23 protein-coding genes and 1 pseudogene are annotated in these 23,104 nt (G+C 68.1%); 8 read left to right on the forward strand and 16 right to left on the reverse strand.

Translation table 11 applies throughout. The features are described 5' to 3' along the window. Positions 1-6: 6 nt before the first annotated feature. Together urtA and Q9R39_RS02460 are read right to left on the reverse strand one after the other, a co-directional pair. Positions 7-1,320: an urea ABC transporter substrate-binding protein gene (gene urtA, locus Q9R39_RS02455; protein ID WP_091344393.1), complete on the reverse strand. Its 1,314-nt coding sequence runs from the start codon at positions 1,318-1,320 to the stop codon at positions 7-9. 277 nt (positions 1,321-1,597) lie between these two features. Next, positions 1,598-1,900: pseudogene (locus Q9R39_RS02460) on the reverse strand (DUF2236 domain-containing protein); the annotation flags it as partial. Positions 1,901-1,902: 2 nt separating this feature from the next. Here Q9R39_RS02460 and Q9R39_RS02465 point away from each other — a divergent pair. Next, complete coding sequence (locus Q9R39_RS02465) at positions 1,903-2,511, forward strand: TetR/AcrR family transcriptional regulator (protein WP_265965928.1); 609 nt, start codon at positions 1,903-1,905, stop codon at positions 2,509-2,511. Here the strand turns inward: Q9R39_RS02465 and Q9R39_RS02470 are convergent. Both Q9R39_RS02470 and Q9R39_RS02475 read right to left on the reverse strand, forming a co-directional pair. Further along, positions 2,492-3,730 carry an MFS transporter gene (locus Q9R39_RS02470; RefSeq protein ID WP_265965925.1) on the reverse strand — a complete coding sequence of 413 codons (1,239 nt, stop codon included), beginning with the start codon at positions 3,728-3,730 and terminating at the stop codon, positions 2,492-2,494. The genes Q9R39_RS02465 and Q9R39_RS02470 overlap by 20 nt on opposite strands. Before the next feature lie 67 nt (positions 3,731-3,797). Next, positions 3,798-4,499, reverse strand: a complete 702-nt coding sequence (locus Q9R39_RS02475; protein ID WP_159371207.1) for a TetR/AcrR family transcriptional regulator — start codon at positions 4,497-4,499, stop codon at positions 3,798-3,800. Positions 4,500-4,604: 105 nt separating this feature from the next. Here Q9R39_RS02475 and Q9R39_RS02480 point away from each other — a divergent pair, with 105 nt between their 5' ends. Beyond that, positions 4,605-5,591 carry an ATP-binding cassette domain-containing protein gene (locus Q9R39_RS02480; RefSeq protein ID WP_058252487.1) on the forward strand — a complete coding sequence of 329 codons (987 nt, stop codon included), beginning with the start codon at positions 4,605-4,607 and terminating at the stop codon, positions 5,589-5,591. Continuing rightward, positions 5,588-6,412: an ABC transporter permease gene (locus Q9R39_RS02485; RefSeq protein ID WP_311277050.1), complete on the forward strand. Its 825-nt coding sequence runs from the start codon at positions 5,588-5,590 to the stop codon at positions 6,410-6,412. Before Q9R39_RS02480 ends, Q9R39_RS02485 begins: the two co-directional genes overlap by 4 nt. Before the next feature lie 14 nt (positions 6,413-6,426). Here Q9R39_RS02485 and Q9R39_RS02490 read toward each other — a convergent pair whose 3' ends face one another. Both Q9R39_RS02490 and Q9R39_RS02495 read right to left on the reverse strand, forming a co-directional pair. Beyond that, the gene (locus Q9R39_RS02490) at positions 6,427-6,936 is read right to left on the reverse strand and encodes a carboxymuconolactone decarboxylase family protein (protein WP_078113678.1); all 510 of its coding nucleotides are present in this window, start codon (positions 6,934-6,936) and stop codon (positions 6,427-6,429) included. Positions 6,937-6,979: 43 nt separating this feature from the next. After that, a complete protein-coding gene (locus Q9R39_RS02495) occupies positions 6,980-7,312 on the reverse strand; it encodes a hypothetical protein (RefSeq protein ID WP_064571124.1) in 333 nt (110 codons plus the stop codon). Positions 7,313-7,438: 126 nt separating this feature from the next. On the opposite strand from Q9R39_RS02495, the gene Q9R39_RS02500 reads away from it, so the two are divergent. After that, the gene (locus tag Q9R39_RS02500; RefSeq protein ID WP_311277051.1) at positions 7,439-9,493 is read left to right on the forward strand and encodes a DUF2339 domain-containing protein; all 2,055 of its coding nucleotides are present in this window, start codon (positions 7,439-7,441) and stop codon (positions 9,491-9,493) included. A gap of 66 nt (positions 9,494-9,559) precedes the next feature. Here Q9R39_RS02500 and Q9R39_RS02505 read toward each other — a convergent pair whose 3' ends face one another. Continuing rightward, positions 9,560-10,429 carry a formate/nitrite transporter family protein gene (locus Q9R39_RS02505; protein WP_058252561.1) on the reverse strand — a complete coding sequence of 290 codons (870 nt, stop codon included), beginning with the start codon at positions 10,427-10,429 and terminating at the stop codon, positions 9,560-9,562. 253 nt (positions 10,430-10,682) lie between these two features. Between Q9R39_RS02505 and cynS the strand changes: the two genes are divergently transcribed. Next, on the forward strand, positions 10,683-11,135 hold the full coding sequence (cynS, locus tag Q9R39_RS02510) for a cyanase (RefSeq protein ID WP_265965905.1): 453 nt from the start codon (positions 10,683-10,685) through the stop codon (positions 11,133-11,135). Here cynS and Q9R39_RS02515 read toward each other — a convergent pair. Continuing rightward, the gene (locus Q9R39_RS02515) at positions 11,123-12,715 is read right to left on the reverse strand and encodes a PucR family transcriptional regulator (protein ID WP_265965902.1); all 1,593 of its coding nucleotides are present in this window, start codon (positions 12,713-12,715) and stop codon (positions 11,123-11,125) included. The two genes, cynS and Q9R39_RS02515, sit on opposite strands and share 13 nt — an antisense overlap. Positions 12,716-12,803: 88 nt before the next feature. On the opposite strand from Q9R39_RS02515, the gene Q9R39_RS02520 reads away from it, so the two are divergent. Together Q9R39_RS02520 and Q9R39_RS02525 are read left to right on the forward strand one after the other, a co-directional pair. Next, on the forward strand, positions 12,804-13,304 hold the full coding sequence (locus tag Q9R39_RS02520; RefSeq protein WP_265965899.1) for a nucleoside deaminase: 501 nt from the start codon (positions 12,804-12,806) through the stop codon (positions 13,302-13,304). Then, on the forward strand, positions 13,301-14,272 hold the full coding sequence (locus Q9R39_RS02525; protein ID WP_265965897.1) for an isopenicillin N synthase family oxygenase: 972 nt from the start codon (positions 13,301-13,303) through the stop codon (positions 14,270-14,272). The genes Q9R39_RS02520 and Q9R39_RS02525 overlap by 4 nt, the downstream gene beginning before the upstream one ends. A 449-nt stretch (positions 14,273-14,721) precedes the next feature. On the opposite strand, the gene Q9R39_RS02530 is transcribed toward Q9R39_RS02525, so the two are convergent. From Q9R39_RS02530 to Q9R39_RS02545, 4 genes are all read right to left on the reverse strand, one after another. Beyond that, positions 14,722-15,603 (reverse strand): sulfurtransferase, encoded by an 882-nt coding sequence (locus Q9R39_RS02530; protein ID WP_265969159.1) that lies wholly within the window; start codon positions 15,601-15,603, stop codon positions 14,722-14,724. A gap of 156 nt (positions 15,604-15,759) precedes the next feature. After that, complete coding sequence (locus tag Q9R39_RS02535; protein WP_265969161.1) at positions 15,760-16,743, reverse strand: arabinofuranosidase; 984 nt, start codon at positions 16,741-16,743, stop codon at positions 15,760-15,762. A 106-nt stretch (positions 16,744-16,849) separates the two neighbouring features. Then, positions 16,850-17,401, reverse strand: a complete 552-nt coding sequence (locus Q9R39_RS02540) for a putative immunity protein (RefSeq protein ID WP_311277052.1) — start codon at positions 17,399-17,401, stop codon at positions 16,850-16,852. Between the two features lie 22 nt (positions 17,402-17,423). Beyond that, positions 17,424-18,083 carry a GNAT family N-acetyltransferase gene (locus tag Q9R39_RS02545; protein ID WP_265969163.1) on the reverse strand — a complete coding sequence of 220 codons (660 nt, stop codon included), beginning with the start codon at positions 18,081-18,083 and terminating at the stop codon, positions 17,424-17,426. A 116-nt stretch (positions 18,084-18,199) separates the two neighbouring features. Here Q9R39_RS02545 and Q9R39_RS02550 point away from each other — a divergent pair, with 116 nt between their 5' ends. Then, complete coding sequence (locus Q9R39_RS02550; RefSeq protein WP_265969164.1) at positions 18,200-19,558, forward strand: S1C family serine protease; 1,359 nt, start codon at positions 18,200-18,202, stop codon at positions 19,556-19,558. A gap of 16 nt (positions 19,559-19,574) precedes the next feature. Here Q9R39_RS02550 and Q9R39_RS02555 read toward each other — a convergent pair whose 3' ends face one another. From Q9R39_RS02555 to Q9R39_RS02570, 4 genes are all read right to left on the reverse strand, one after another. Then, on the reverse strand, positions 19,575-20,012 hold the full coding sequence (locus Q9R39_RS02555; protein WP_058252477.1) for a VOC family protein: 438 nt from the start codon (positions 20,010-20,012) through the stop codon (positions 19,575-19,577). A 115-nt stretch (positions 20,013-20,127) separates the two neighbouring features. Further along, positions 20,128-20,619 (reverse strand): peptide-methionine (S)-S-oxide reductase, encoded by a 492-nt coding sequence (locus Q9R39_RS02560; RefSeq protein ID WP_058252476.1) that lies wholly within the window; start codon positions 20,617-20,619, stop codon positions 20,128-20,130. Positions 20,620-20,626: 7 nt separating this feature from the next. Continuing rightward, positions 20,627-21,706 carry a redox-regulated ATPase YchF gene (gene ychF / locus Q9R39_RS02565; protein WP_058252475.1) on the reverse strand — a complete coding sequence of 360 codons (1,080 nt, stop codon included), beginning with the start codon at positions 21,704-21,706 and terminating at the stop codon, positions 20,627-20,629. Positions 21,707-21,763: 57 nt separating this feature from the next. Beyond that, a complete protein-coding gene (locus Q9R39_RS02570; RefSeq protein WP_065631088.1) occupies positions 21,764-23,062 on the reverse strand; it encodes an AI-2E family transporter in 1,299 nt (432 codons plus the stop codon). Between the last annotated feature and the right edge of the window lie 42 nt (positions 23,063-23,104).

A 23,104-nucleotide genomic window follows, 5' to 3' on the forward strand; every position in this document is an offset into this window, starting at 1 on the left:
ACGGTGTCAGTTGCTCAGGCCCTCGGCCCACGGGTACGACTTCAGGTAGGGGTCCGGCTCGATCGGCTGACCCGAATCCCACACCGTGTAGATCAGTCCGTCGCCACGGATCTCACCGATGCGCGCGGTCTTGGTGATGTGGTTGTTCTCACCGTCGATCGTGACGAGCCCCTCCGGAGCATCGAAAGTGACTCCGCCGGCCGCCTTCTGAACGTCGGCGACGGCGAACGACTGGGCCTTCTCGACGGTGTTCTTCCACAGGTAGACCGAGACGTAGGCGGCCTCCATCGGGTCGGAGGTCGGCTTGTTGGCACCGTAGGCGGCCTTGTAGTCACGGACGAACGAGGCGTTCACCGGGTTGTCGACGGTCTGGTAGTAGTCCCACGCGACCAGCTGGCCCTCGATGTTGTCCACACCGATACCGCCGACCTCTTCCTCCGCGATGGACACCGAGACGACCGGCATGGCCTGCGGGGTCAGTCCGACGTTCTTGTACTCGCGGAAGAACGCGACGTTGGAATCGCCGTTGAGAGTGTTGAACACGGCGTCGGCGTCGGCGGTACGGACCTTGTTGACGATCGTCGAGAAGTCCGTCGAACCGAGCGGGGTGTAGTCCTCGCCCTTGATCTCGATGCCGTTGGCCTCCGCGTACGCCTTGATGACACGGTTGGCCGTCTGCGGGAAGACATAGTCGCTACCGACGAGGTAGAGCGACTTCACGCCCTCCTCCTTCAGGTACTCCAGGGCCGGCACGATCTGCTGGTTCGTCGTGGCGCCGGTGTAGAAGATGTTCGGCGACGACTCCAGGCCCTCGTACTGCACCGGGTAGTACAACAGCGAGTTGTTGTCCTCGAAGACCGGCAGCATGGCCTTGCGGCTCGACGACGTCCAACCGCCGAACACCGCTGCGACGCAGTCACTCGAGATCAGCTTCTCGGCCTTCTCCGCGAAGATCGTCGGCTCGGAGGCCCCGTCCTCGCCGATGAGCTGAATCTGTTTGCCCAGCACTCCGCCGTTGTCGTTGATCTGATCGACGGCGAGCTTGATCGAGTCACGCACGGTGACCTCGGAGATCGCCATGGTGCCCGACAGCGAGTTCAGCGAGCCGACCTTGATGGTGCTCCCGGAGGTGTCGACACACGATTCGGCGCTCGATGCCGATTCCTCGCTGGCCGAACTGCCACAGGCGCTCAGGACCAGCGCCACCGCGGACAGCGCCGCGGGGACCAGGATGCCGTACCGCCGACGGCGTGACCGGGTCGGGGCGGACGGCGGGATGTCCGCCGGCGGGGGGCCGGGCGGCAACGGAACAGACGGCATCGGCGAAGCCTTTCTCATTACGTCTCAGGTCCACTCAGATGGGGGCACGACGAACACGCGGCCTGTCACCGCGTGACCCCCGATGAGATACGCGTCGCAAGCCTTGCGATCTGGCGTATGGGAGGTAAACGTAAATTGACTTTGTTACACCGGCGTGACGTGAGATGAAATCGATGTTTCCGCTTCCGGACCCGCCGTCACGATCTGATGCCGGCGAATTCCGTTGCCTTCATTGAAGTTTCGGAGCGACCCGGTTTGACACGAGCGCCCACAGCGGCTAACGGGCGAACGAGGCCTCGATTTCGGCACGGGTACGCTCGGGGTCAGATCCGAGTTCATAGCGCGGAAGCGTGTGCGGCACCGTCGTCCCGTGCGCCACGCGACGACGAGCGGCCGCGAACTCCGGCGCCTCCCCCATCGTCAGGTGGGCGGAGTTGATCAGACCCCACACCGCACTCCGGCGCGCACGCCGTTCGACCGGATTGGGCGGGCGGTACATGATGAGCTGCTGGGCCCAGCGGGGCATCGTGTCACGGATCGCCCAGTCCACGGCGCCCTGGGCCGGGTTGCGTACGTGAGCAGATGTCCTCACCGACCCGCTGGGCGGGCGTACCGCTCGCGGACCGGCGCGCGGAGCGTAGAGCGGCCCTGATCGCGGCTGCCTTCGACATCTTCGGAGGTGTCGGCGCGGAAGCCGAGCTGTCGGTTCGCTCGGTGTGCCGGTATTGCGGCTACAACACCCGGTACTTCTACGAGAGCTTCTCCGACACCGACGATCTGCTCGGCGCCGTCTACGACACCGCGACCGCGGAACTCGGTGCGGTGGTCGAGGCCGCGATGCGCGAGGCGGGCCCCTCGGTCCGGTCACGCACCCGCGCGGGTATCCGTGCGGTCCTCGGCCACGCGTCGTCGGATCCGCGGCGCGGCCGCGTGTTGTTCACCGCCGGGGTGACCAATCCCGTTCTCGCCGAACGGCGGGCCACCACCCAGGGCATGCTCCGCGACCTCGCGTTCGCCGAGGCCGACGCCCGCGACACCGACCGGCTCACGAGCCGGGTGCGGGCCGCGATCTTCACCGGCGCGATGGCCGAACTGGTGCAACAGTTCTTGGCCGGCAGCCTGGGCGCGGACCTCGACCGCGTCGTCGACGAGGCGATGGCGACCCTCCTGCCTACCCGAGACGTTTCATGAGACCGCGATCGAGGGCCCTGATCATGACCAGGCAGCCGAGGCCGGACAGGATCAGGCCGGTCGCGAAGATAGCCGGGAAGCCGAACAGGTCGCCGACGACCCCGGCGGCGAACCCGGCCGCACCCTGCACGCCGACCACGGCGCACGCGAACAAGGTGTAGTCGCTGCCCTCGTAGCCCTGCTGGCACGCATCCATCATCAGGGTGAACACCGCGACGGTCGCCGCGCCACCCAGGATGTGCTCGGCGAGGCTGGCCGTGACCACCAGCGAGAAGCCGCCGACGCCGATCGACGCGACCAGATACAGTCCGAGACTGAGTGTCTGGGTGACACCGCCGACGAGTAGTGCGTGCCGCCGACCGTAGGTGTAGGCGAGCCACCCGCCGAGCGCGGCTCCGCCGAGCGCCCCGGCCGACGACAACGCACCTTCGACGAGAGCGATCTGGCCCAGCGTGAGTCCGATGTCGGACATGAACGGGCCGACGAGCGCCGACGCCATCGAGTTGCCGAACTTGAACGCGCCGACGACGAGGATGAACGCGATCACGCCCGGACGTCGGAGCCGCGACGACCAGCCCGTCAGCAACAACCCGGGCGACACCCGCTTCGACGGTGTCGGCGGCGCATCGCCGGTCGGTCGGCTCGGCTCACGCGCGAGAAACCACACGCCGACGGTGACCGCGAACAGGAGCACCGCCATCACCACGAACAAGGCACGCCAGCCGGCGAACGAGAACAGCCAGAGGAGCCCGCCGCCGCCGGCGATCATGCCGATTCGGTACGCGCCCACCTGGATTCCGTTGCCCAGACCGCGCTGACGCGGCTCCAGCATCGACACCGCCAGCCCGTCGGTCGCGATGTCCTGCGTCGCCGACAGCAGGTTGATGACCGCGATGCCGATCAGGAGCCAGACCAGGGACCCGGACAGATCGAGCGTCGCCAAGACGAGTGCGACGACCGCCGACGACAACTGGAGGGACACCAGCCATCTGCGCCGGGTGCCGTAGGCGTCGACATAGGGCGCCCACAGGAATTTCAGACCCCAGGGCGCGAACAACAGTCCGTACACGCTGATCTGGGTCAGTGAGTAACCCTCCTCGCGGAGGATGACCGGCACCGCCTGGCTGAAGAATCCGTAGGGCAGGCCCTGCGCGAAGTAGAGAACGGTGAGCAGCGACAGCGTGCCGACCGCGAGCCGGCCCGAGCGCACAGTCGACATGGGTGACATCATGCCGCACCGATGCGAGTGCGGCGGTGGGCGGCCGGTCAGCGTGCCCGGTGACGCGTCAGGGCGAGCCGGTGGCGCGCGATGCGATGCCGTCGAGAATGAGCTGCAGCCCGAATTCACGGTCGTCGGACTCCCCGCCCGCGCTCTGCATCGCCGCGAACAGGTACGGGTACTGCGCGGGATCGGCGAGACCGGTCAGCACCTGCTCGAAGTCCGACTCCACATCGGTACCCGTCGCACGTCGCATCTCGATCTCCAACCGGGTTGCCGACAGCACATACTGGGCGAGCAGGCCGAGGATCTCGAGTTTGTCGTCACCGGGCAGGTCGAAGTCCTTCAGGATCTCGAAACCCGCCTCCATCCAACGCATTCGACGCGGCCCCGGGACCGCGACCGTCAGCGGCAGTTCGAGGAACCAGGGGCGTTCGACCATGCCGTCGATCTGCGCCCGCGTCCACGCCGCCAGATCCTCGCGCCACTCCCCTCGGCGCGGCGGCAACGGGAGCTGACCCGCCACCGCGTCCACCATGAGGCTCAGCAGCTGAGCCTTGCCGGACACGTGGCGATACAGGGCCATCGCCGAACAGCCGAGCGCCTCACCCACGCGCGCCATGGAAACCGCGTCGAGGCCGTCGGTGTCGGCGATCGCGATCGCGGCGTCGACGATGCGGTCGAGATCGAGGGCCGGTTTGGGACCACGGCTGCCCGCCCTGCCACCAGTCCACAGCCGTTGCAGCGTCCCGTCCCCACCCTCTGCCATTCGCGGTCCTCTCGGTCGGCGACCCTTGCCGTCGCGCACAACTGCGTCTACTGTACGCAGTTACCAACATAAACAGTTTCGGACATAAACAGATCGGAGTCCGACATGACCGTCCCGGACCGTTCGTCACCCATGCCGGTCGAGGCCGTCGGCCTCACGAAATCGCTGGGCCGCGGGGACTCCCGGGTGCCCGTCCTGCGCGGACTCGACCTCGACGTCGGCGCCGGGGAGGTCGTCGCCCTGCTCGGCCCCAACGGCGCGGGTAAGACGACCACCGTGCGCATCCTGTCCACCCTCACCCGCCCCGACGGGGGGACCGCCCGCGTCGGCGGCTTCGACGTCGTCGCCGATCGCCGCCGGGTCCGCGAGATCATCAGTCTCACCGGGCAATACGCGGCCGTCGACGACAAACTCACCGGTCGCGAGAACCTGAGGATGATGGGTCGGCTCGCGCACCATCCCCGCCGCACCGTCGATCACCGCGTCGACGAACTCCTGCTCGCCTTCGATCTCACCGACGCCGCCGACCGACTGGTCGCGACGTACTCCGGCGGTATGCGCCGGCGTCTCGATCTCGCCGCGGGACTCCTCGACCGGCCGGTGGTCCTCTTCCTCGACGAGCCGACCACCGGCCTCGACCCGCGCAGCCGTCAGATGCTCTGGCAGGTGATCGACGACGTGGTCGCGCAGGGGACTGCAGTCCTTTTGACCACGCAGTATCTGGAGGAGGCGGACCGCCTCGCCGACCGCGTGGCCCTCATCAGTGGCGGCCGGATCGGGACCGCCGGTACACCGGCCGACCTGAAACGCCGCGTCGGCGAGGCCGCGCTCGAGTTCGTCGTGCCGACTGCGGCCGACGCCGCCGCACTCGCCTCCGACCTGGCGGCTTTCGGGCCGTCGGTCCAGTCGACCATCGTCCGCGTGCCCACCGACCGGTCGGTGGCCCACACACGCGCGGTCCTCGATCTCGCCGATCGGACCGTCGCCACCGTCGATTCCTGGGAATTGCGCTCTCCCACACTGGACGACGTGTTTCTCGCGGCAACCGGACAACCCGCCGAACCGGCCACCGGGAACGAGGTCGCGGCATGAGTCTCACCACTGTCCTCGCCGAGGGCTCGTCGTCGAAGCGACTTCGGCACCTGCAGATCGACGCGACCACGATGTTCGGGCGATCGCTGCGCATGATGAGCCGCGATCCGGACGAGTTGATCCTCGCGCTCGTCCTGCCGATCGCCATCATGCTCATGTTCGTCTACGTCTTCGGCGGCGCGATGTCGGTGGGTACCGACTACATCACCTACGCGACTCCGGGAGTCATCCTGCTGTGCGCGGGTTACGGCGCGTCCAATACCGCACTGGCGGTGGCGAACGACATGAGCGGCGGCGTCATCGACCGCTTTCGGTCGATGCCCATCGTGGGCGCGACCATGGTGCTCGGCCATGTCGCGGCCAGCCTGGTGAAGAATTCCGTGTCCACCGCGGTCGTCCTGATCGTCGCGGTCGCCATCGGTTTCCGGCCGTCGGCGTCGCTGTTCGAATGGTTCGGTGCCGCCGGGATGGTCCTCGCCTACATCCTGGCCATCACCTGCATCGCCGCGTTCATCGGCGTGGCGGTGCGAACGCCCGCCGCGGCAGGCGGTTTCGGCTTCGTCATGCTCTTCCTGCCGTATGTCTCGAGTGCGTTCGTGCCACCCGAGACGATGCCGGCCTGGCTGCGCGGCTTCGCCGAGGCACAACCGGTCACACCGGTCATCGAGTCCATTCGAGCCCTGCTGGTCGGCATGGGCACCGGCGGGTCACCGGTGCACGATCTGCCGTCGACAGCGGTGACGGGCCTGGCCTGGTGCGCGGCGATCGCGCTGGTGTCACTCGCGGCGGCCGGCTGGGTGTTCGCGCGCAAGGGGCGGTGAGGCGAGGACGCCGACTAGCCTGTCGCGCCACGGGTGAACGGTGTTGCCGCCTTCTGCGGCGAGGCGCCGGGCCGGGGGCGGTACCCGCTCACGATGGACATCCGGTTGAACGCGTTGATGGTCACCGCCGCCCAGATCAGCACCGCGGTCTGGTCGGTGTCGAGGATGTCCGTCGCCCGGTCGTAGGCGAGGTCGGCCGCGTCGTGCGCCGGCAGTTCGGTGACGAGCTCGGCGATCTCCAGGGCCGCCTGCTCGACGTCGTCGTAGAGGTCCGGCGCATCCCGCCACCCGGCCATGACGTCGACCTGCTGTGTCGTCAGACCCGCGGAGCGGCCCAGTTGCGCATGGAGATCCATGCAGAAGGCGCAACCGTTGAGCTGCGAACACCGCAGGTTCACCAGTTCCACGAGGGACCGACTCAGCCCGATCGATTCGGCGGCCGCGGCGACCTCGGCCGATACCGCGATCAGCTTTCGGTAGACCTGCGGCGTGGTCTTGTCGATTCGCACCCGTTGCGCAGGCATGGCCCCACAGTAGACATCAGCCCGTCACAGTGGGAAACAGGCATCAGCCCGCCATCGCGGGAAACGCCAGCGCCACGAGCATGAGGGCGAACAGGAACCACGCCGCGCCCTGCCACATCGGCCAGGTGCCGCCCCGGCGATAGGTGCGGTAGGCGTTGACCAGCGCACCGATCCCGCCGAGAAGGAACACACCGGGGACGAGCGACGCGAGGACGATATTGGCGCGGTCGACGGCGAGGAAGACCGCGCAGGCCACCGCGCCGAGCGCGACCACGGCCACGACATACAGGGCCGCGGACCGGTAGCTTCCGGTGTCCTGCCAGCGCTTCTCGACGTCGGCGCGTCCACGGTCGGCGGCATTGTGCGGATCAGTCATGGTCCAGCGATACCCTGCCGGGCCGTCCGGCAATCACCTCGCCGCGCACCCCGTCACACGAATCCCCCACCCCTGATGGGTAGGACTACTCATCCATGCCGGGGCGCGACCGGTCATCGTCGACACATGAACTCTCCCAGCAGCACATTCGGCGGCGATCCGAGTACTGCCACCCTGGCGCGGATCTCGACCGAGTTCGACGCTATAGCACGCCAGATGTCCACCGTGTCAGCCGAATTCGCCGAGCTTCGACGCATCGTCGCCCAGCCCGACGAGCCTGCTCGCGACGTCGCCCCCGCACCGCAATCCGCCGCACCGAAACCTTCCGGGCAGCCACCCGCCGCCGGCCTCACACCACCGACGGTGGCGGCAGCTCCTGCGCAGGCCGCGGGACCTCGGCCCACACCCCCGTCCCGGCCCTGGTTGCCGACGGCGCCGCCAGTCGGCCACCAACGACCTCCGATCGCTCCGCCGGTCCCGCAAGGCCCTCCGCCGATGCCCCGCCCGGCGAGTGCGCGACCGTATCCGCCGGTCGCCTCGCCTCCGCGGCCGGCCGGGCCGTCGATGTCCGAACGGATCGGCGCGGCCGCCGAACGCGGGTTGATCGGCAAGATCCTCGCCACCGCCGGCGTCGGCGTGACCCTCATCGGTGTCGCACTGCTCCTCGTCCTGGCCGCGCAGGCGGGAATGCTCCGGCCGGAATTCCGCGTCGCGGGTGGCGCGGTCCTCGCCGCAGCGCTCGTCGCCGGCGGGATGTGGTTGCGCGGGCGGGCCGACGGCCGGATCGGTGCCATCGCGCTGACGGCCACCGGCATCGCGGCGGGTTACCTCGACGTCCTGGCCGCGACCAAGATCTACGACTGGTTGCCCATCGTCGTGGGCCTCGGCGTCGCGGGACTCGTCGCCGCGGCTGGGCTCGCGCTGGCCCATCGGTGGCGCAGCGAACACCTGGGGCTGCTCGTCGTCGTGCCGTTGATCGCTCTGGCACCGGTGCTCACCGGCGGACTGGACACCACCCTCATCGCGTTCATGGTGGTCCTCGCCGCCGGTTCGGCGTGGGTCCAGCTCGGTCGCGACTGGATCTGGTTGCATGCCGTACGGCTCGCCGCGCCCACGATTCCGTTGACCCTGGTCGGTGTCCTCGCGCTGGCCGGGTGGACGTCGGCCGGTGCCGCCGACACCGTCTTCGCGGCCGCGGTCGTCGTGGTCGTCGTGCTGGGGGTCGCCGGCGCCCTGATCGCGATGCCCACCACGCAGTTCCGGGAGACGCTGGCCGGTCTGGCGAGTGCGACGACCATCCCCGCGTTGTTCGCCGGAGCGGTGATGGACATGCCGGGCGCGGTGATCCTGCAGACCTGCATCGCCGGCGCGCTGATCGGAACCGTGTTGATCGGATCGGGGCTTCCCGACTCGCGTACCGGCTCCACCCCGCGCGTGCCCGACGTCGTTGCGCAGATCTGGTCCGCGACCGCCCTTCTGCTGCTGTTCGTCGCCGTTCTGGTGGCGTTCGACGGCACGGTGGCGGTCACCGTCCTGCTCGGCCTGGCAACGGTGACCGCGCTTGTCGCCCGGACACGGTCGACGACCTCGCGGGTACTCCTAGCCGGTGGCTCGGTCCTGTGGGCCATCGGTTTCGCGGCGCTGCTCGACGCGGCGCCGCCGTATGTGCTCGCCGATGCGGACCTGATGCGACGGGACGCGTCTCTGGGGATCGTCGTGGCGAGTGTGTTCGCGGCCGCCGGCGCCCTGGTCCTGGCCGCCGGGTGGGCCCGCCTCACCGACGAGAAAGTTTCGCGCGCAGCCCATATCGCCGCCGGAGTGGTCGTCGTCTACGCACTCACCGCGATCAGTGTGACCGCGGGCGTCCTGGTCGCCGGGTCGGACGGCTTCCTCGCCGGTCACGTGCTGGCGACAACCTGCTGGATGGTCCTCGCGGGGACGGCGCTGGCCTATGCCCGGCGTCGCACCGGTGCCGCACGTACCGCCGCGGTCACCGGGGGTCTCGTCCTCGTCGCCGCGGCGATGGCGAAACTGTTCCTCTTCGACCTGGCCACCCTCGACGGAATCTTCCGCGTGATCGTGTTCATCGTGACCGGACTCATCCTGCTCGGCCTGGGCGCCTGGTACGCCCGCGCTCTCCAGGACGACCCGGCCGAGCCGGATTCGGCGACAGCCGTATGACCCTGCCGAACAGTATGGCGTCGTGCCCGGAATGCGGGCACGACGTCATACGGGTCGGCGTCGGGACTAAGCGGTCGTCGTACGGACCGGCGCGGCCACGTCGACCTCGGTCGTCGCGTCGTGGGCGGGGGGTCGACGATCCGGAGCGGTCCGTACATGGGTGAAGTACAGCGTCAGACCGACGAAGGTGAGTCCGCCGACGAGATTGCCGATCACCGTGGGGATCTCGTTCCAGACGAGGTAGTCGGCGATCGAGAAGTCACCGCCGAGCATGAGACCCGAGGGGAAGAGGAACATGTTGACGATCGAGTGCTCGAAGCCCATGTAGAAGAACAGCATGATCGGCATCCACATCCCGATCACCTTGCCGGGCAGGGATGTCGACATCATCGCGGCGACGACACCGGTGGACACCATCCAGTTGCACAGCACGCCGCGGATGAACAGCGTCAGCATGCCGGCGGCGCCGTGCTCGGCGTAACCGACGGTACGGCTGTGGCCGATTTCGCCGAGCCGCTGTCCCACCTCGTCGGGTGCGACGCTGAATCCATAGGTCAGGATGACCGCCATCATCACCGCGACCAGGATGGCGCCGAGGAAGTTCCCGAGGAACACCAGACCCCAGTTGCGCAGCATCGACCGGACCGTGACTCCTCGTCGCTTGTCGAGCAGTGCGAGTGGCACCAGCGTGAACACACCGGTGAGCAGGTCGAATCCCATCAGGTAGAGCAGGATGAAGCCGACCGGGAACAACAGCGCACCGACCAGCGGCTGGCCGGTCTGCACGGTGACGGTCACCGCGAAGGCCGCGGCCAGAGCCAGGATCGCGCCGGCCATGAACGCCCTGATCAGGGTGTCGCGGGTGGACATGAACGCCTTGGACTCGCCGGCGTCGACCATCTTCACCGCGAATTCGGACGGTTTCACATAGGACATGTGGTTCTCCTCGAACTCCTCAGTTGATGCGCCCATGGAACCGAGGCCACATGTCCGTTCGGTGTCATCGACGAGTCTCCCTGTTACACCGCCCTCACTCGGTCCAGGTCGCGGTGTGAAGTTCTGGTGTCGTCGCGGTCGGCGGTGGGCGTGTCGATCGTGTGAACACTGCCGAAAGTCGCTGACTCGACTTGGCATCGTGCCCGCCGATGGGCAATGTGGGTGTGGTCCAACACTATCGATGGAGATGACGATGACCACCCCGATCATGCCGAAAACCGATGCCGCAGAGCTGATCAACGCCGCGCGAATTCGCCAGGGACTGACGTGGGCGACAATTGCCGAGAAGATCGACGCCCCGCTGGTCTGGACCGTCGCTGCGCTGCTGGGCAAACATCCGGTCCCGGCCACGAAGGCCACCGCCGTGGTGGAACTGCTCGGCCTCGGCGAGGGCGTCGCCGAGAGTCTGCGGCAACAGCCGACGCGTACACCCGACGAGGCGGCGACGAGCGATCCCACCATCTACCGCTTCTACGAGGCGCTCGACGTCTACGGGCCCGCGCTGAAGGCACTCATCCACGAGGAGTTCGGCGACGGCATCATGAGCGCCATCAACTTCAACGTCGACATCCGACGCCGGCCCGACCCGAACGGCGACCGCGTGGTCGTGACCTTCGACGGGAAGTTCCTCGACTACAACTGGTGAGCCACCTGGTGAACCTCGCGGGTCACCGAACGGAGGGCCAGCATCGTCGACGCGTAGACGGCCGGGTCGGTGGGGTCGAAACCGAGCACAGTCCGGATCCGTTCGAGCCGCTGATAGAGGCTCTGCCTGCCGATGTGGAGCGCCGCAGCCGACCGCGTCGCGCTGCAGCCGTGCGCCAGGTGCACCGCCAGGGTCCGGACGAGGTCCGACGAGGAGCGTCCATCGGCCGCGACGAGTGGTTCCACCAGGGACCGCAGCTCCGTCCGAAGAGCGGGATCCAGCGCACCGATCGCCTCGTCGACGAGGAGTTCGCGCGAGGTGAACACCCGTCGTCCCGTCCCGAGGCCCGCGGCGGTGGACGCCGCGAGCCCGAGTTGCCGCCCGCATCGGCGCAGTGCGGCGGAGAGGACGGACGCCACATCCGCGCCGGGCCCGACATCGTCGATGACACAGGGGTTTCCGACGACGACCGTGGTGCGTCCGATTCGGTTGCCCTGCCGTGTCAACGAGGACGCCACCCGGTCGACCGGGTCGGTGGCGCCCTCTCCTCCCCCGGCCGGCACCGCGGCCAGTGCGTAGACCGTGGCGTCGACGATGCTGCGTGCCACCGAATCCAACTCGGCGCCGGCGACCGCGGCATCGGCCATCCGCGGGTCGGGGGCCTCCGCCGCAAGGGGCACCACCACGGTGGGCGCCCCCACGGACACCCCCGCGGCGGCCAGGCGTGCCCGCAGATCCGCTGGTCGCATCGGTCTGCCGTCGACCAGGTCTTCGACGAGCCGCGCGGCCAGGGCCGAACCCCGGACCCCGGTCCGGGTCAGGCCGACCGCCACCGGACCGGCGGCCGCACGCAACAGACTCTGCGCGAACGGGATCGGGCCGGCGTCGGTGCGCTCGCCCACGATCAGCCGGGCGATCGGACGTCCCTTGCTGTGGACCGTGGCCTCCGACACGGCCCGGTCGACGACCCGCCACGCCGCCGAGTCGTCGTCGACACCGTGCGCGGACAGCAGCGCCCCGGATGTGGACACGAGAACGACAGGCGCATGCAGGGTTTCGGCCACATGACCGAGCATCGGCGCGACCCCCGCTCCGGCCGCCAGGTCGTCGTGGAGTGACTCCACGAGAGTCGAACGGACTCGTAACTCGTCGACCTCGCGGGCGGCGATCGCGGTGTTGACCGCTCGGCACACGTCGATGAAGGGGACCACCGCCCGGAGTTCGATGATTGGCAGCCGGACCGCCGATCCCGCCCGCACCATCTCCTCGGGTACCGCCTCGAACGTCCGACCCACTTCGATCGCGACCGCCGCGACCCCGCGCTGCGACAGGTCCTGCACATAGTGCTTGCGGGTGCCGGCATCGAGTCCGCGCAGACCGAGCCCCGTCGTGAGCAGCAACTCGCCGCCGGTGAGCAGCGGCCCGATCTCGTATATCTCGCTCGAATGCACCCACCGCACCGGTGCGTCGAGACGTTCGTGGCCGCTCAGGACCCGCGGCTCGGCGACCGCCAGGTGGTCGTCGAGGATCTCCCGAAGCGTCGGGGTGGCGGTATCCGTCGGGGGTCGATCGAGCGTCATGGACGAAGACAATATGCACCGGCGGCCTCGGCCGCAGTACGACGATCTGTCAGTTGTCACCGTCGGAGCCACCCGGCACTCTCGAAGCATGACGATTTCGCTGCCCGGCCATGCCGGTCTCGACGTGTCCGGGATGCTCGACGTCGCCTACCGGGAGGCACGGATGAGCCTCGACGAGGGCGGCATCCCGATCGGTGCGGCCCTCTTCGCGGCCGATGGCACGCTGCTCGGCGCGGGCCACAATCGGCGCGTGCAGGCCGACGATCCGTCGGCCCACGGCGAGACGGATGCCTTCCGCGCCGCGGGGCGGCAACGGGATTACGGGCCGACGATCATGGTGACGACCCTGTCGCCGTGCTGGTACTGCTCCGGCCTCATCCGCCAATTCGGCATCGGCACGGTCGTCATCGGCGAACACACCTCGTTCTACGGCGGAGAGGACTGGTTGCGTGAGCACGGTGTCGAGGTCATCGTGCTCGACGACGAGCGGTGCTCGGAGATGATGTCGTCCTACATCGCGGCCAATCCTGCGGTGTGGAACGAGGACATCGGGGTCGCCCCGGCCGACGAGAACGTGGAGATGTCATGACCGACAGCCCGGTGCTCACCGTCGACCTTCGGGAGTGGCAGGCCGGAGGTGCTGCCGCGCAACGGGTCTGCGCCGCTGTCGATGAATCCCTGCAGCAGGCCGGGTTCCTGCTCGTCACGGGGCACGGACTTGATCCCGAGTTGCCGAGCTCCCTTCGCGCGGCGGCCCGTCGGTTCTTCGCTCTCCCGGCCGACGTCAAGAGCCGGTACTCCGCCGGTGTCGGCGGCCGCGGCTGGATCGGTCCCGGCAAGGAGGCCAACGGTTTCGCCGAGGGCACCGAGACCCCGCCGGACCTGAAGGAATCGTTCACCTCCGGCGCGCAGACGCCGGTGGGCATACCCGAGATCGACGGGTACTGGTTCGCCCCCGACGTCTGGCCGGCGGAAACGCCCGAACTGCGAGAACTGTTCACTGCGTGGACGTCTCAGATGCGGCGGCTGTCCGACGACCTGCTGGCGCTCATGGCCGCCGCACTCGGCCTCGTCGGCCCGGACAATCCGTTCCGCGACCTCGCGTCGAAGCCGACGTGGTCGTCCAACATCAATCACTACCCGCCGCTGCACGACGTCGGAACCCCCGAACCCGGCCAGTTCCGCATCGGACCGCACACCGACTTCGGCACCGTCACCATCCTCGACCGCGAACCCGGCGCCGGTGGATTACAGGTCTACAGCGAGCATTCGGGGTGGGCCGACGCACCGTGGAACGCCGACGCCCTGACCGTCAACATCGGGGACATCCTCGAGTACTGGTCGGCCGGGCGCTGGCCCGCGGGCCGGCACCGCGTCCTGCCACCGCAACCCGACGCACCCGCCGAAGACCTCGTCTCGCTGATCTTCTTCTACGAACTCGATCACGACGCCCTCGTCTCCCCCGTCGCCCCACCCGTGGGCCGCCGCGCCGGACTCGAACCGGTGGTGTCCGGAGACTTCATCCGGCAGCGCCTCGACGCGATCACCGTCGGCTGAGACCTGGCCCTCCACTCCCGAGGCGGAAAAGCGCGAACCCCCTCCGCTCCCTGAGGAGCGCCCGGAGCTTGCGGAGGTCGCGTCACGAAGGGTCCGGCGACCGAGGGTTGCGTAACCCTTCGTGACGCTCGCAGGCTCGCTCCTCAGGGAGCAGAGTGCTTTCGTGGTGCACGACGGGCGCCAGGCCGCAGATACTGAGGTGCTAGGTGCGCGACCCCCGCTCCCTGAGGTGCGAGGAGCGATAGCGACGAGCCTCGAAGGGTCTGGTGGGAATGTTCCTGTAGCCATTAGCCTTCGAGGCTCGCTTTACTCGCACCCTGGGGAGCGGCCGGCCGGCCCGGAAAAGCTCGTCCCCGTGAGCAGGGTCGAAGGGCAATGTGCCCTTCGATCCTGCTGAGGGGGACGCGAATTCACGCGTAGCGCCAGACCGCTGGAGCGGCCCGGCGTCGTCAACGCGGTTCCGGTCCGGTGACCAGCGGGAGCGACGGGTCGTTGGCCCACGCAGTCATCGATCCATCGTAGACCGCGACGTCGTCGCGACCGACGAGGGCGAGCGCGTGCGCGATCCCGGTGGCCGCGATGCCGCCTCCGCAGTACGTCACGACCTTGGTGTCGTCGGCCAGCAACCCGGCCGCTTCGAATTCCCGGCGTAGCTCCTCGACCGGGCGGAGGTCGCCGGTCTCGGCGTCGTGGATCGAGAACACCGGGAGATTCACCGATCCCGGGATGTGGCCCTGACGGGCGTACGTGGTGGTCTCACCCCGATAAGTCGCCTCGTCGAGGACGTTGACCAGCAGCGTCGACGGATCATCAAGCGCGGCAGCGACCTCCGTGGTCGAGCGCAACAGTTCGGGACGACGCGTCCCGTGAAAAGTACGCGGGGTGACGGTCGACTCGGCATCGGTCACCGGGGCGCCGGCCGCCTTCCAGGCCGGCAGGCCGCCGTCGAGCACGGTCACGGCGTCGAAACCCTCGAGTCGCAGGTGCCACCAGAAGCGCGTTGCCCAGAACCCCTCGAGCTGGTCGTACACCACGACGGTCGCCCCGTCTCCGATCCCCAACGCCGATGCGGCCGTGGCGAACTGCTCGGATGACGGGACCGTCCACGGTTCGGGGCTGTCGGCGTCGGCGAAGTCGGTCAGCAGATCGGCGAACACCGCACCCGGGATGTGTTCCGCGCGAAAGGACTCCGCTCCCGATTCGGGGACATATGGCCCCTCTTTCGGAATCGGGAGATGGGTGGTCGCATCGACGATGACCACGGTGGGGTCGTCGAGCCGCTCCCGCAACCAGGCGACGTCGACCAGCGGGGGCAGGACAGATGTACTCATCGGAACCTCTCGAGAAACGGGCAAAACACCCCCGACGTCACCGAGACTAGGTGCCCGTCGGCTTCTCGGCACCGTGCCGAATCTCACCGAGCACGACGGTTGACGCACGTACGAGACCGATGCGTCGTGTCGCGGCGGCGTACGGCCCCGTCGCCGTCAGGCGCGCTCGCGCATCACTCCGACGTGGCGGACCGTCCCGGAGATGCCCGGGATCTGTTTCACCGGCGACCAGGTGCGCATCCCATCGGTGCTGTCGGAGTACAGATATCGACCGTTCCGGTAGGCGTCGAGGTACATCCGCCAGGCGCCGTTCGGTAGCTGGACGACGGCCGGACCCTCCACGAGACGACCCCAGTTGCCCGGCGGCACGAACCGGTAGGGCCCGTACAGCGAGCCCGAGACCGCGTGCTCGATGAACTTTCGCGTCTCGTTCTTGGTGAATGCATGATAGATCGGCCCGACCTTGATGACCGTGGTGTCGATGTGGTCGGCGCCGATGCTCAACAGCGGCACGGGCGGACTCCACATCCGCAGCCCAGGATCGAGCGCCGTCATCACGTACGGGACGAAACCACCACCGGTCGACATCGACAGGATCACGTTGACCCGGCCACCCTCCACGAACCATTCGGGCGCCCAAGCCTTGGTCGTGAACGGCGACAACGACGGACCGTCACTCGAACCCGCCGACCCGGACGAGCCGGACGAACCTGATCCGCTCGAGCCGAATCCCTTGCCGTCACCGGTCCCCGGCAGGAACGCACAGCACAGCGGCACCGGCCAGTTGTACAGGAAGTTCCAGTTGACGCGGTCGCGGCTGCGCGCGAACCCGATACTCGCCCCGTCGGCGGTCGTGTACGTCACGTAATACCAGCCGTCGGTGTGCCGGAAGATGCTCGCATCCCGGACGTAGCCCGTCGGCGGCCGGTACGCGGACCTGCGCACCAGGGTGTACTCGAGGCCGTCTGAGGACTCGTACACGTCCATGTCGCGCGCACTCGCATTGCTGAACGCGACCATCGTGTACCGCCAACCCGAGGGCGCGGCGGCACTGCTCGCCGGCGTCGGGACGAGAAGCCCGGCCACCGCGAGCAGGACCACGATGGCCGCGGCGAGCACGGTTCGTCTGGAAGGAGTCACCGATGCAGTATCGACGACGAACGGCGCACGATGTGCAACTTTCACCCGGAAGGTCGTCAGGTTGTTCCTGCACAGTGGATTTGACGTGGCCGAGCGGCCATTCGTCTCAGTCAGGCGTCCCAGTCGTCCGTCTGCGCGACGCCCGCAGCCGGCTGTCGAGTTCGGCCATCAGGCGGGCCGCCCGCGATGCCCCGGCACCCGGTTCCGGGTAGCGACACAGCACATCGATGAGCTCGGGTGGTGTCCGGTTGCACACGGCCTCGACCATCTCGTTCCCCACCGCCGGGTCTCCGCCGTTCTCGAGCTCGGCGATGTACACCCGGTTCGCCGCGGCCCGCAGGATGTGACCGACCTGATGCGCTTTCGCGATCGGATGCAGATATGCCGCCGCCGCGGCGTCGCCCGCGGCTTGGGCGGCCAGTCGGGCGGTTTCCGACGGGGCGTCCTTCGCGGCACGATGCGCCGCAAAGGCGGCCGTCCGCTGGCGCGTCGATCTGCTTGCGCCGGCGGCGAATTCCCGGGCCGCCTCGATGGCCGCGCGGGGACGCGGGTCGTCGGGTCGCGTTCGCTCGAAGACCGGCAGCACTTCTTCGGCCCACTCCGTGGCACAGCGCACGACGACCCGCAGGTCGTCGTCGGTCAACTCGAAGTCCGCCATCGACCGAACGCTAGCAGTGTCCTCACACGGTCGCCGACAACCCGCCGTCATCCGGATCGCGGAGCATCGAATGGACGACGAGGCCCGTGTCGACCGGAGTCGTTGCGGTGACGACGAACCCGGCACGTTCGTAGATCATCACATTGCGATCGTCGGAGGTCTCGAGCGCGACGCACGCACCCGGAGGAGGAGTCCTGTCGTCGACCGCGGCGAGTCCGGCGCGGACCAGCGCACTTCCCAGCCCCTTGCCCTGGCGGTCCGGGTGGACTCCGAGTGTCGCCAGGTTCCATGCGCCTGCCGGGTGCGCAGGGGTCTCGGCCCGGGCGACCGCGGCCAGCCGATCGGCGTGCAGGGCGGCCGCTTCGGCCTGAAACTGTCCATCCGGCTCCGGCACATCCGGGGGCAGCAGGGCGATCACGCCGCACCGGTCCGTGGTGACCAGCACGACACCGTGGTCGAAGGCGTATCCCAGATACATCCGTTGTAGTCGGTGCAACCGTTCCCGATAGCCGTCCTCGGGAATGGACCATCGAGTCCAGGGATAGGCGTCGAAAGCGGCGGCGAGAGTGCCGGCGGCATCGTCGAGATCCGCGATGATCGCGTGGTCGATGGAAATGTCACTGTCCTCGAGGGTTGAGTCGGATGCGGGTGGTCGGCGGGTCACATTACCGCGGAACCACATTCGGTCGACACTGATATCTCGTGGCGCGGGAAATCCGCAGTGGACAGGTCAGAGACACCTGAGAGTCCGCGTCGAGCTTGTCAGCAAATCCGCAGGATTTCCGTAGCCCTGTTCACATGAGGCGCAGGCATCGTGGTGTCGTGAACACGCCCCAGACCCCCATTCCCGACGACGACCACGACCCGATCACCGAACCCTTTGCGCCGCCGCGCGGACCGGTGCCGCCGCCCGGGCCCTGGGCGATGAACCCGCAGGCCACCCCGCCGCCATTCGTCTCACCCCCGCCGCCTCCTCCGGTCGCGCGGCAGCGGGCCGGCGTGACGAAGCCGATCATCGTCACCGCGCTCCTCGCGGGACTGCTCGGCGGCGCCGTCGGCATGGGAGGCAGTTCGCTGCTCGGGCACGACGCCGCGTCGGTACCGATCCTCAACTCGCAACCGGCCGCCGCGGCCAACGCCGCCGACGCGCAACCCGGTTCGGTGACGTATGCCGCGAGCGTGGCGTCGAAGTCGACGGCCGACATCAAGGTCCAGACCGCGAACGGCACGGCGGTGGGCAGCGGTATCGTCCTCTCCCCCGACGGTTACGTCCTGACGAACCACCACGTCGTCGCCGGGGCCGGCTCCGGCAGCACGATCGTCGTCACCACCGGCGACGGGCATCAGCACAACGCCACCGTCACCGGCAACGCCCCGTCGTACGATCTCGCGGTCATCAAGCTCGAGGGTGCGTCGGGCCTGACCCCGGCGGCACTCGGTGACTCGGACGCATTGAAGGTCGGCCAGCAGGTGGTCGCCGTCGGCAGCCCGGACAGCCTGACCAACACGGTGACCTCCGGCATCGTCAGCGCGCTGTCGCGGACGGTGACCGCCGGCGACGCCAGTGGCTCGTCGCTCACCGTGTACAACGGTCTGCAGACCGACACCCCCATCAACCCGGGCAATTCCGGTGGGCCACTGGTGAATCTGCAGGGGCAGGTGATCGCGGTCAATTCGGCGGTGGACACCGGCCAAGCCGCGTCCGGTGGGCCGCAGTCCTTCGGGTTGGGTTTCGCGATCCCGATCAACACCGCCAAGCGCATCGCCAACCAACTATTGCAGGACGGTCAGGCAACCAAACCCGTGATGGGAGTGTCGGGTTCACTGTCGGCGGGCGACCGGACCGAGGGCGCGACCGTCTCGTCGGTGCAGCGTGGCGGGCCCGCGGCAGATGCGGGTATCCGGCAGGGCGACGTCATCACCAAGGTCGGGGACACCACCGTCTCCGACTACGCCGACCTGATGGCGCAGATCCTCACCCACGAGCCGGGTGAGACCGTGCCGGTGACCATCGGTTCCGGTTCGGGTGCCCGGACGGTCCAGGTGAAGCTGGGCAGTGCCGTCGACGAGCAGGAGACGACGGTGCCGGAATCCGGCAGCGGATCGGGCGGTTCCCCGTTGCCGTTCGGCGGCAGCCCCTTCGGTCAGAACCCGTGACCCGAGCTGCGCCGGATCAGCCCGGCGAGAGTCGTTGGGCGAGCATGACGAGGATGTCGCTCGGCCCGCGCACGTAGGTCAGTTTGTACACGTCCTCATAGGTGGCGACGCCGCGCACGGGATGACACCCGTGCCGTGCCGCCACCTCGAGGGCCTCGTCGATGTCGTCGACCGAGAACGCGACGCGGTGCATCCCGATGTCGTTGGGTTGCGTGGGTGGCGTCTCGATGGCCTCGGGGTGGATGTATTCGAACAGTTCGAGCCGCCCGTGACCGTCGGGGGTCTGCAGCATCGCCACCTTCACGTGGTTGCCGTCGAGCCCGACCGCCGTGTCGGCCCACTCCCCGCGGACCGTGTCCCGGCCGATGACGTCGAGACCGAGGTCGGTGAAGAAGGCGATCGCGGCATCGAGGTCACGCACGGCGATGGCGACGTTCTCGAGTGTGATGGGCATGGAGGTCACGCTAGTGGGCGCCGCTGCCGGATACGACTCGTCCGACGAACCTCATCTCGACCGATGGACTTCGATCGAGGTCTGGCTGTCGAGTCGAGGTCTGGCGGTCGCTTCGTCAGACGCGGTACTTGGTCAGCAGCTCGTGCGGTAGGTGGCACGCGCTCTTCGGAAACCGCGCGAGCCGATCCTGGTGCTCGTCGGCGCTACGGACGTAGTTCGTCAGCGGGAGCACCTCGACGGCGATGCGATCCGCGTCGGCCCGCGCACCGATGAAGAGTCGCGCCTGGTCGAGGTGCTCGGGCCGGTCGGAATACACACCAGTGCGGTATTTTTCGCCGACGTCGGGACCCTGTCGGTTCACGCTGTACGGGTCGATGATCTCGAAGAGATACGAGACCAACTGCTCGACGCTCACGACAGCCGGATCGAACCGGGTCCGCACGCATTCGGCGTAGCCGTCGTACTCACCGTCGAGGGTGTGGCTCGTGCCGTTGGCCCGGCCGGCCTCGGTGAAGGTCACACCCGGCAGCGTCGCGACGAATGCCTGCACACCCCACAGGCAACCGCCCGCGAGGTAGAGCTCGTCGTTCGGCGGCACGGAAGTCATCGTTTGCCTATACGTTGAACCGGAACTCGACGACGTCACCGTCTTTCATGACGTAGTCCTTGCCCTCCATGCGCACCTTGCCGGCGGACTTGGCCGCGGCCATCGAGCCGGCGGCGTCGAGGTCGTCGAACGAGACGATCTCGGCCTTGATGAAGCCCTTTTCGAAGTCGGTGTGGATGACACCGGCCGCCTTGGGCGCGGTGTCGCCCTGGTGGATGGTCCAGGCACGGGATTCCTTGGGGCCGGCCGTGAGGTAGGTCTGCAGGCCCAAGGTGTGAAAACCGGCGCGCGCCAACGAGGTCAGGCCCGGCTCGTCCTGCCCGATCGAGTCGAGCAGCTCCTGGGCGTCCTCCTCGTCGAGTTCGAGGAGTTCGCTCTCGACCTTGGCGTCGAGGAACACCGCGTCGGCGGGTGCGACGGCGGCGCGCAGCTCCGCCTTACGGGCGTCGTCGGTGAGCACACCCTCGTCGGAGTTGAAGACATAGAGGAACGGCTTCGCGGTCATCAGGTGCAGCTCGCGCACCGACGCCAGGTCGAACGAATCCTTCTGCGAGAACAGTGTTTTGCCGGTGTCGAGGATCTCCTGCGCCTTCCTGGCGGCAGCGAGGGTCTCGGCCAGGTCCTTGTTCTTGCGCGCGTCTTTCTCCAGACGCGGGATGGCCTTCTCGAGCGTCTGCATGTCGGCCAGGATCAGCTCGGTCTCGATGACCTCGATGTCGGCGAAGGGATCGACGCGACCGTCGACGTGGACGACGTCACCGTCGTCGAACACCCGGACCACCTGGCAGATGGCGTCGGCTTCGCGGATGTTGGCGAGGAACTGGTTGCCCATGCCCTCACCTTCCGACGCACCCTTCACGATGCCGGCGATGTCGACGAAGGAAACCGTGGCGGGCAGGATCCGCTCGCTGCCGAAGATCTCCGCGAGGCGGCCCAGGCGGCTGTCCGGCAGTTCGACCACGCCGACGTTCGGCTCGATCGTCGCGAACGGGTAGTTCGCCGCGAGGACGTCGTTACGGGTCAGGGCATTGAACAGGGTCGACTTACCGACGTTGGGCAGACCGACGATTCCCAGGGTGAGACTCACGGGCGCCCAGTCTATCGGCAGGCAGCGCGACGCCCGGCGGGGCGTCGGTCCGAGGAGTCAGTCCCGGTCGAGCAACCCCTTCACCGGGTTCGGTGGATCCTTCGGCGGGTCATCGTTCGGAACACCGACCTGGGTCGTCACCGGTGTGTTCGCGGGTGGCAACGACTCGCCGGCCCGCTCGGCGATCTGCTCGTTCAGGTAGCGGAGCACAACGGCGAGCGAGGCCACCGCGGGAACCGCGAGGAACGCGCCCGTGATACCGAACAGCGTGCCGCCCAGGGTCACCGACAACAGCACGATCACCGCGTGCAGATCCATCGACTTCGACTGCAACCACGGCTGGAGCACGTTCCCCTCGAGTTGCTGCACCGCGAGGATGATGCCCAGCACGATCAGGGCCGTGGTCAGACCGTTGGACACGAGTGCGATCAACACCGCGAGCGCGCCGGCGACGAAGGCACCCACGATCGGGATGAATCCGCCGAGGAAGGTGATGACCACCAGCACAGAAGCCAACGGGACGCCCAGGATGAACAGACCGAGACCGATCAGCGCGGCGTCGACGAAACTCACGATCGCCTGTGTGCGGATGAAGCCGCCGAGGCTGTTCCACATGCGGGTCAGCACCTCACCGAGGTGGTTGCCCGAGGGCTTGCCGACGGTGCGGTCGAGCCACGGCACGAACTTCGGACCGTCCTTGAGGAAGAAGAACACCAGCACGAGCGAGGTGAACATCGTGATCAGCAGCGACGTCGCCGTTCCGACGCCGCTGAACACGCCGGCCGCGATGGTCGACGCGCTCGACTGCAGTCGGTCGGTGATGGTGCTCACCATGTTGTCGAGTTGTTGGTCGTCGACGTTCAGCGGCGGACCCTGCACCCAGTCCTGCAGACGCTCCACACCATCGGTCGCGCGGCTCGCCAGCTCGGGCGCCTGGTCGACGACCGACGGGACGATCAGCCCGATCACACCGGCGAACACACCCAGTCCGATGAGCATCATCAGGAACGACGCCGCGGCGGCCGGCACGCCCTTGTTGCGCATCCACCGCACCGGCGGCCACAGGATCGTGCACGCGATGATGGCCAGGAGGACCGGCAAGAGGATCACCCAGAACTTGCCGAGCAACCAGAACAGCACCCACAGCGCGGCGGCCACCAACACGATCTGCGCGCCGACCGTCGCGCACGACCGCAGGCCGGTCATCATCACCTGGAGCCGGGTCGGATACGTCTTCTCACCGCCGCCGAGCACCGCATCGCCGCCGAGGACGGCGTCGGCACCGACCTTGGTGGTGTCTGGTCTTGCGTCGGCGGACGAGTCGTCCGCGCGCTGATCGTCCGAGCTGTCGGTCACCCGAGGATCCTCACACATCGGCATGACAATGCGACATCGACG

This window comes from Gordonia sp. AC31 (assembly GCF_031844505.1).
GTDB classification, from domain to species: Bacteria; Actinomycetota; Actinomycetes; order Mycobacteriales; family Mycobacteriaceae; genus Gordonia; species Gordonia hongkongensis.

Excerpts from the sequence above, each read along its gene's own strand:
- Q9R39_RS02530 (WP_265969159.1), bottom strand. The coding sequence starts at position 15,603 with ATGAGTACATCTGTCCTGCCCCCGCTGGTCGACGTCGCCTGGTTGCGG.
- Q9R39_RS02505 (WP_058252561.1), bottom strand. The coding sequence starts at position 10,429 with ATGTCCTATGTGAAACCGTCCGAATTCGCGGTGAAGATGGTCGACGCC.
- Q9R39_RS02515 (WP_265965902.1), bottom strand. The coding sequence starts at position 12,715 with ATGACGCTCGATCGACCCCCGACGGATACCGCCACCCCGACGCTTCGG.
- Q9R39_RS02485 (WP_311277050.1), top strand. The coding sequence starts at position 5,588 with ATGAGTCTCACCACTGTCCTCGCCGAGGGCTCGTCGTCGAAGCGACTT.
- cynS (WP_265965905.1), top strand. The coding sequence starts at position 10,683 with ATGACCACCCCGATCATGCCGAAAACCGATGCCGCAGAGCTGATCAAC.
- Q9R39_RS02465 (WP_265965928.1), top strand. The coding sequence starts at position 1,903 with ATGTCCTCACCGACCCGCTGGGCGGGCGTACCGCTCGCGGACCGGCGC.
- Q9R39_RS02540 (WP_311277052.1), bottom strand. The coding sequence starts at position 17,401 with ATGGCGGACTTCGAGTTGACCGACGACGACCTGCGGGTCGTCGTGCGC.
- Q9R39_RS02550 (WP_265969164.1), top strand. The coding sequence starts at position 18,200 with ATGAGGCGCAGGCATCGTGGTGTCGTGAACACGCCCCAGACCCCCATT.
- Q9R39_RS02555 (WP_058252477.1), bottom strand. The coding sequence starts at position 20,012 with ATGCCCATCACACTCGAGAACGTCGCCATCGCCGTGCGTGACCTCGAT.
- Q9R39_RS02470 (WP_265965925.1), bottom strand. The coding sequence starts at position 3,730 with ATGTCGACTGTGCGCTCGGGCCGGCTCGCGGTCGGCACGCTGTCGCTG.
- Q9R39_RS02490 (WP_078113678.1), bottom strand. The coding sequence starts at position 6,936 with ATGCCTGCGCAACGGGTGCGAATCGACAAGACCACGCCGCAGGTCTAC.
- Q9R39_RS02520 (WP_265965899.1), top strand. The coding sequence starts at position 12,804 with ATGACGATTTCGCTGCCCGGCCATGCCGGTCTCGACGTGTCCGGGATG.
- Q9R39_RS02475 (WP_159371207.1), bottom strand. The coding sequence starts at position 4,499 with ATGGCAGAGGGTGGGGACGGGACGCTGCAACGGCTGTGGACTGGTGGC.
- Q9R39_RS02525 (WP_265965897.1), top strand. The coding sequence starts at position 13,301 with ATGACCGACAGCCCGGTGCTCACCGTCGACCTTCGGGAGTGGCAGGCC.
- Q9R39_RS02545 (WP_265969163.1), bottom strand. The coding sequence starts at position 18,083 with ATGTGGTTCCGCGGTAATGTGACCCGCCGACCACCCGCATCCGACTCA.
- Q9R39_RS02500 (WP_311277051.1), top strand. The coding sequence starts at position 7,439 with ATGAACTCTCCCAGCAGCACATTCGGCGGCGATCCGAGTACTGCCACC.
- Q9R39_RS02560 (WP_058252476.1), bottom strand. The coding sequence starts at position 20,619 with ATGACTTCCGTGCCGCCGAACGACGAGCTCTACCTCGCGGGCGGTTGC.
- Q9R39_RS02495 (WP_064571124.1), bottom strand. The coding sequence starts at position 7,312 with ATGACTGATCCGCACAATGCCGCCGACCGTGGACGCGCCGACGTCGAG.
- urtA (WP_091344393.1), bottom strand. The coding sequence starts at position 1,320 with ATGCCGTCTGTTCCGTTGCCGCCCGGCCCCCCGCCGGCGGACATCCCG.
- Q9R39_RS02480 (WP_058252487.1), top strand. The coding sequence starts at position 4,605 with ATGACCGTCCCGGACCGTTCGTCACCCATGCCGGTCGAGGCCGTCGGC.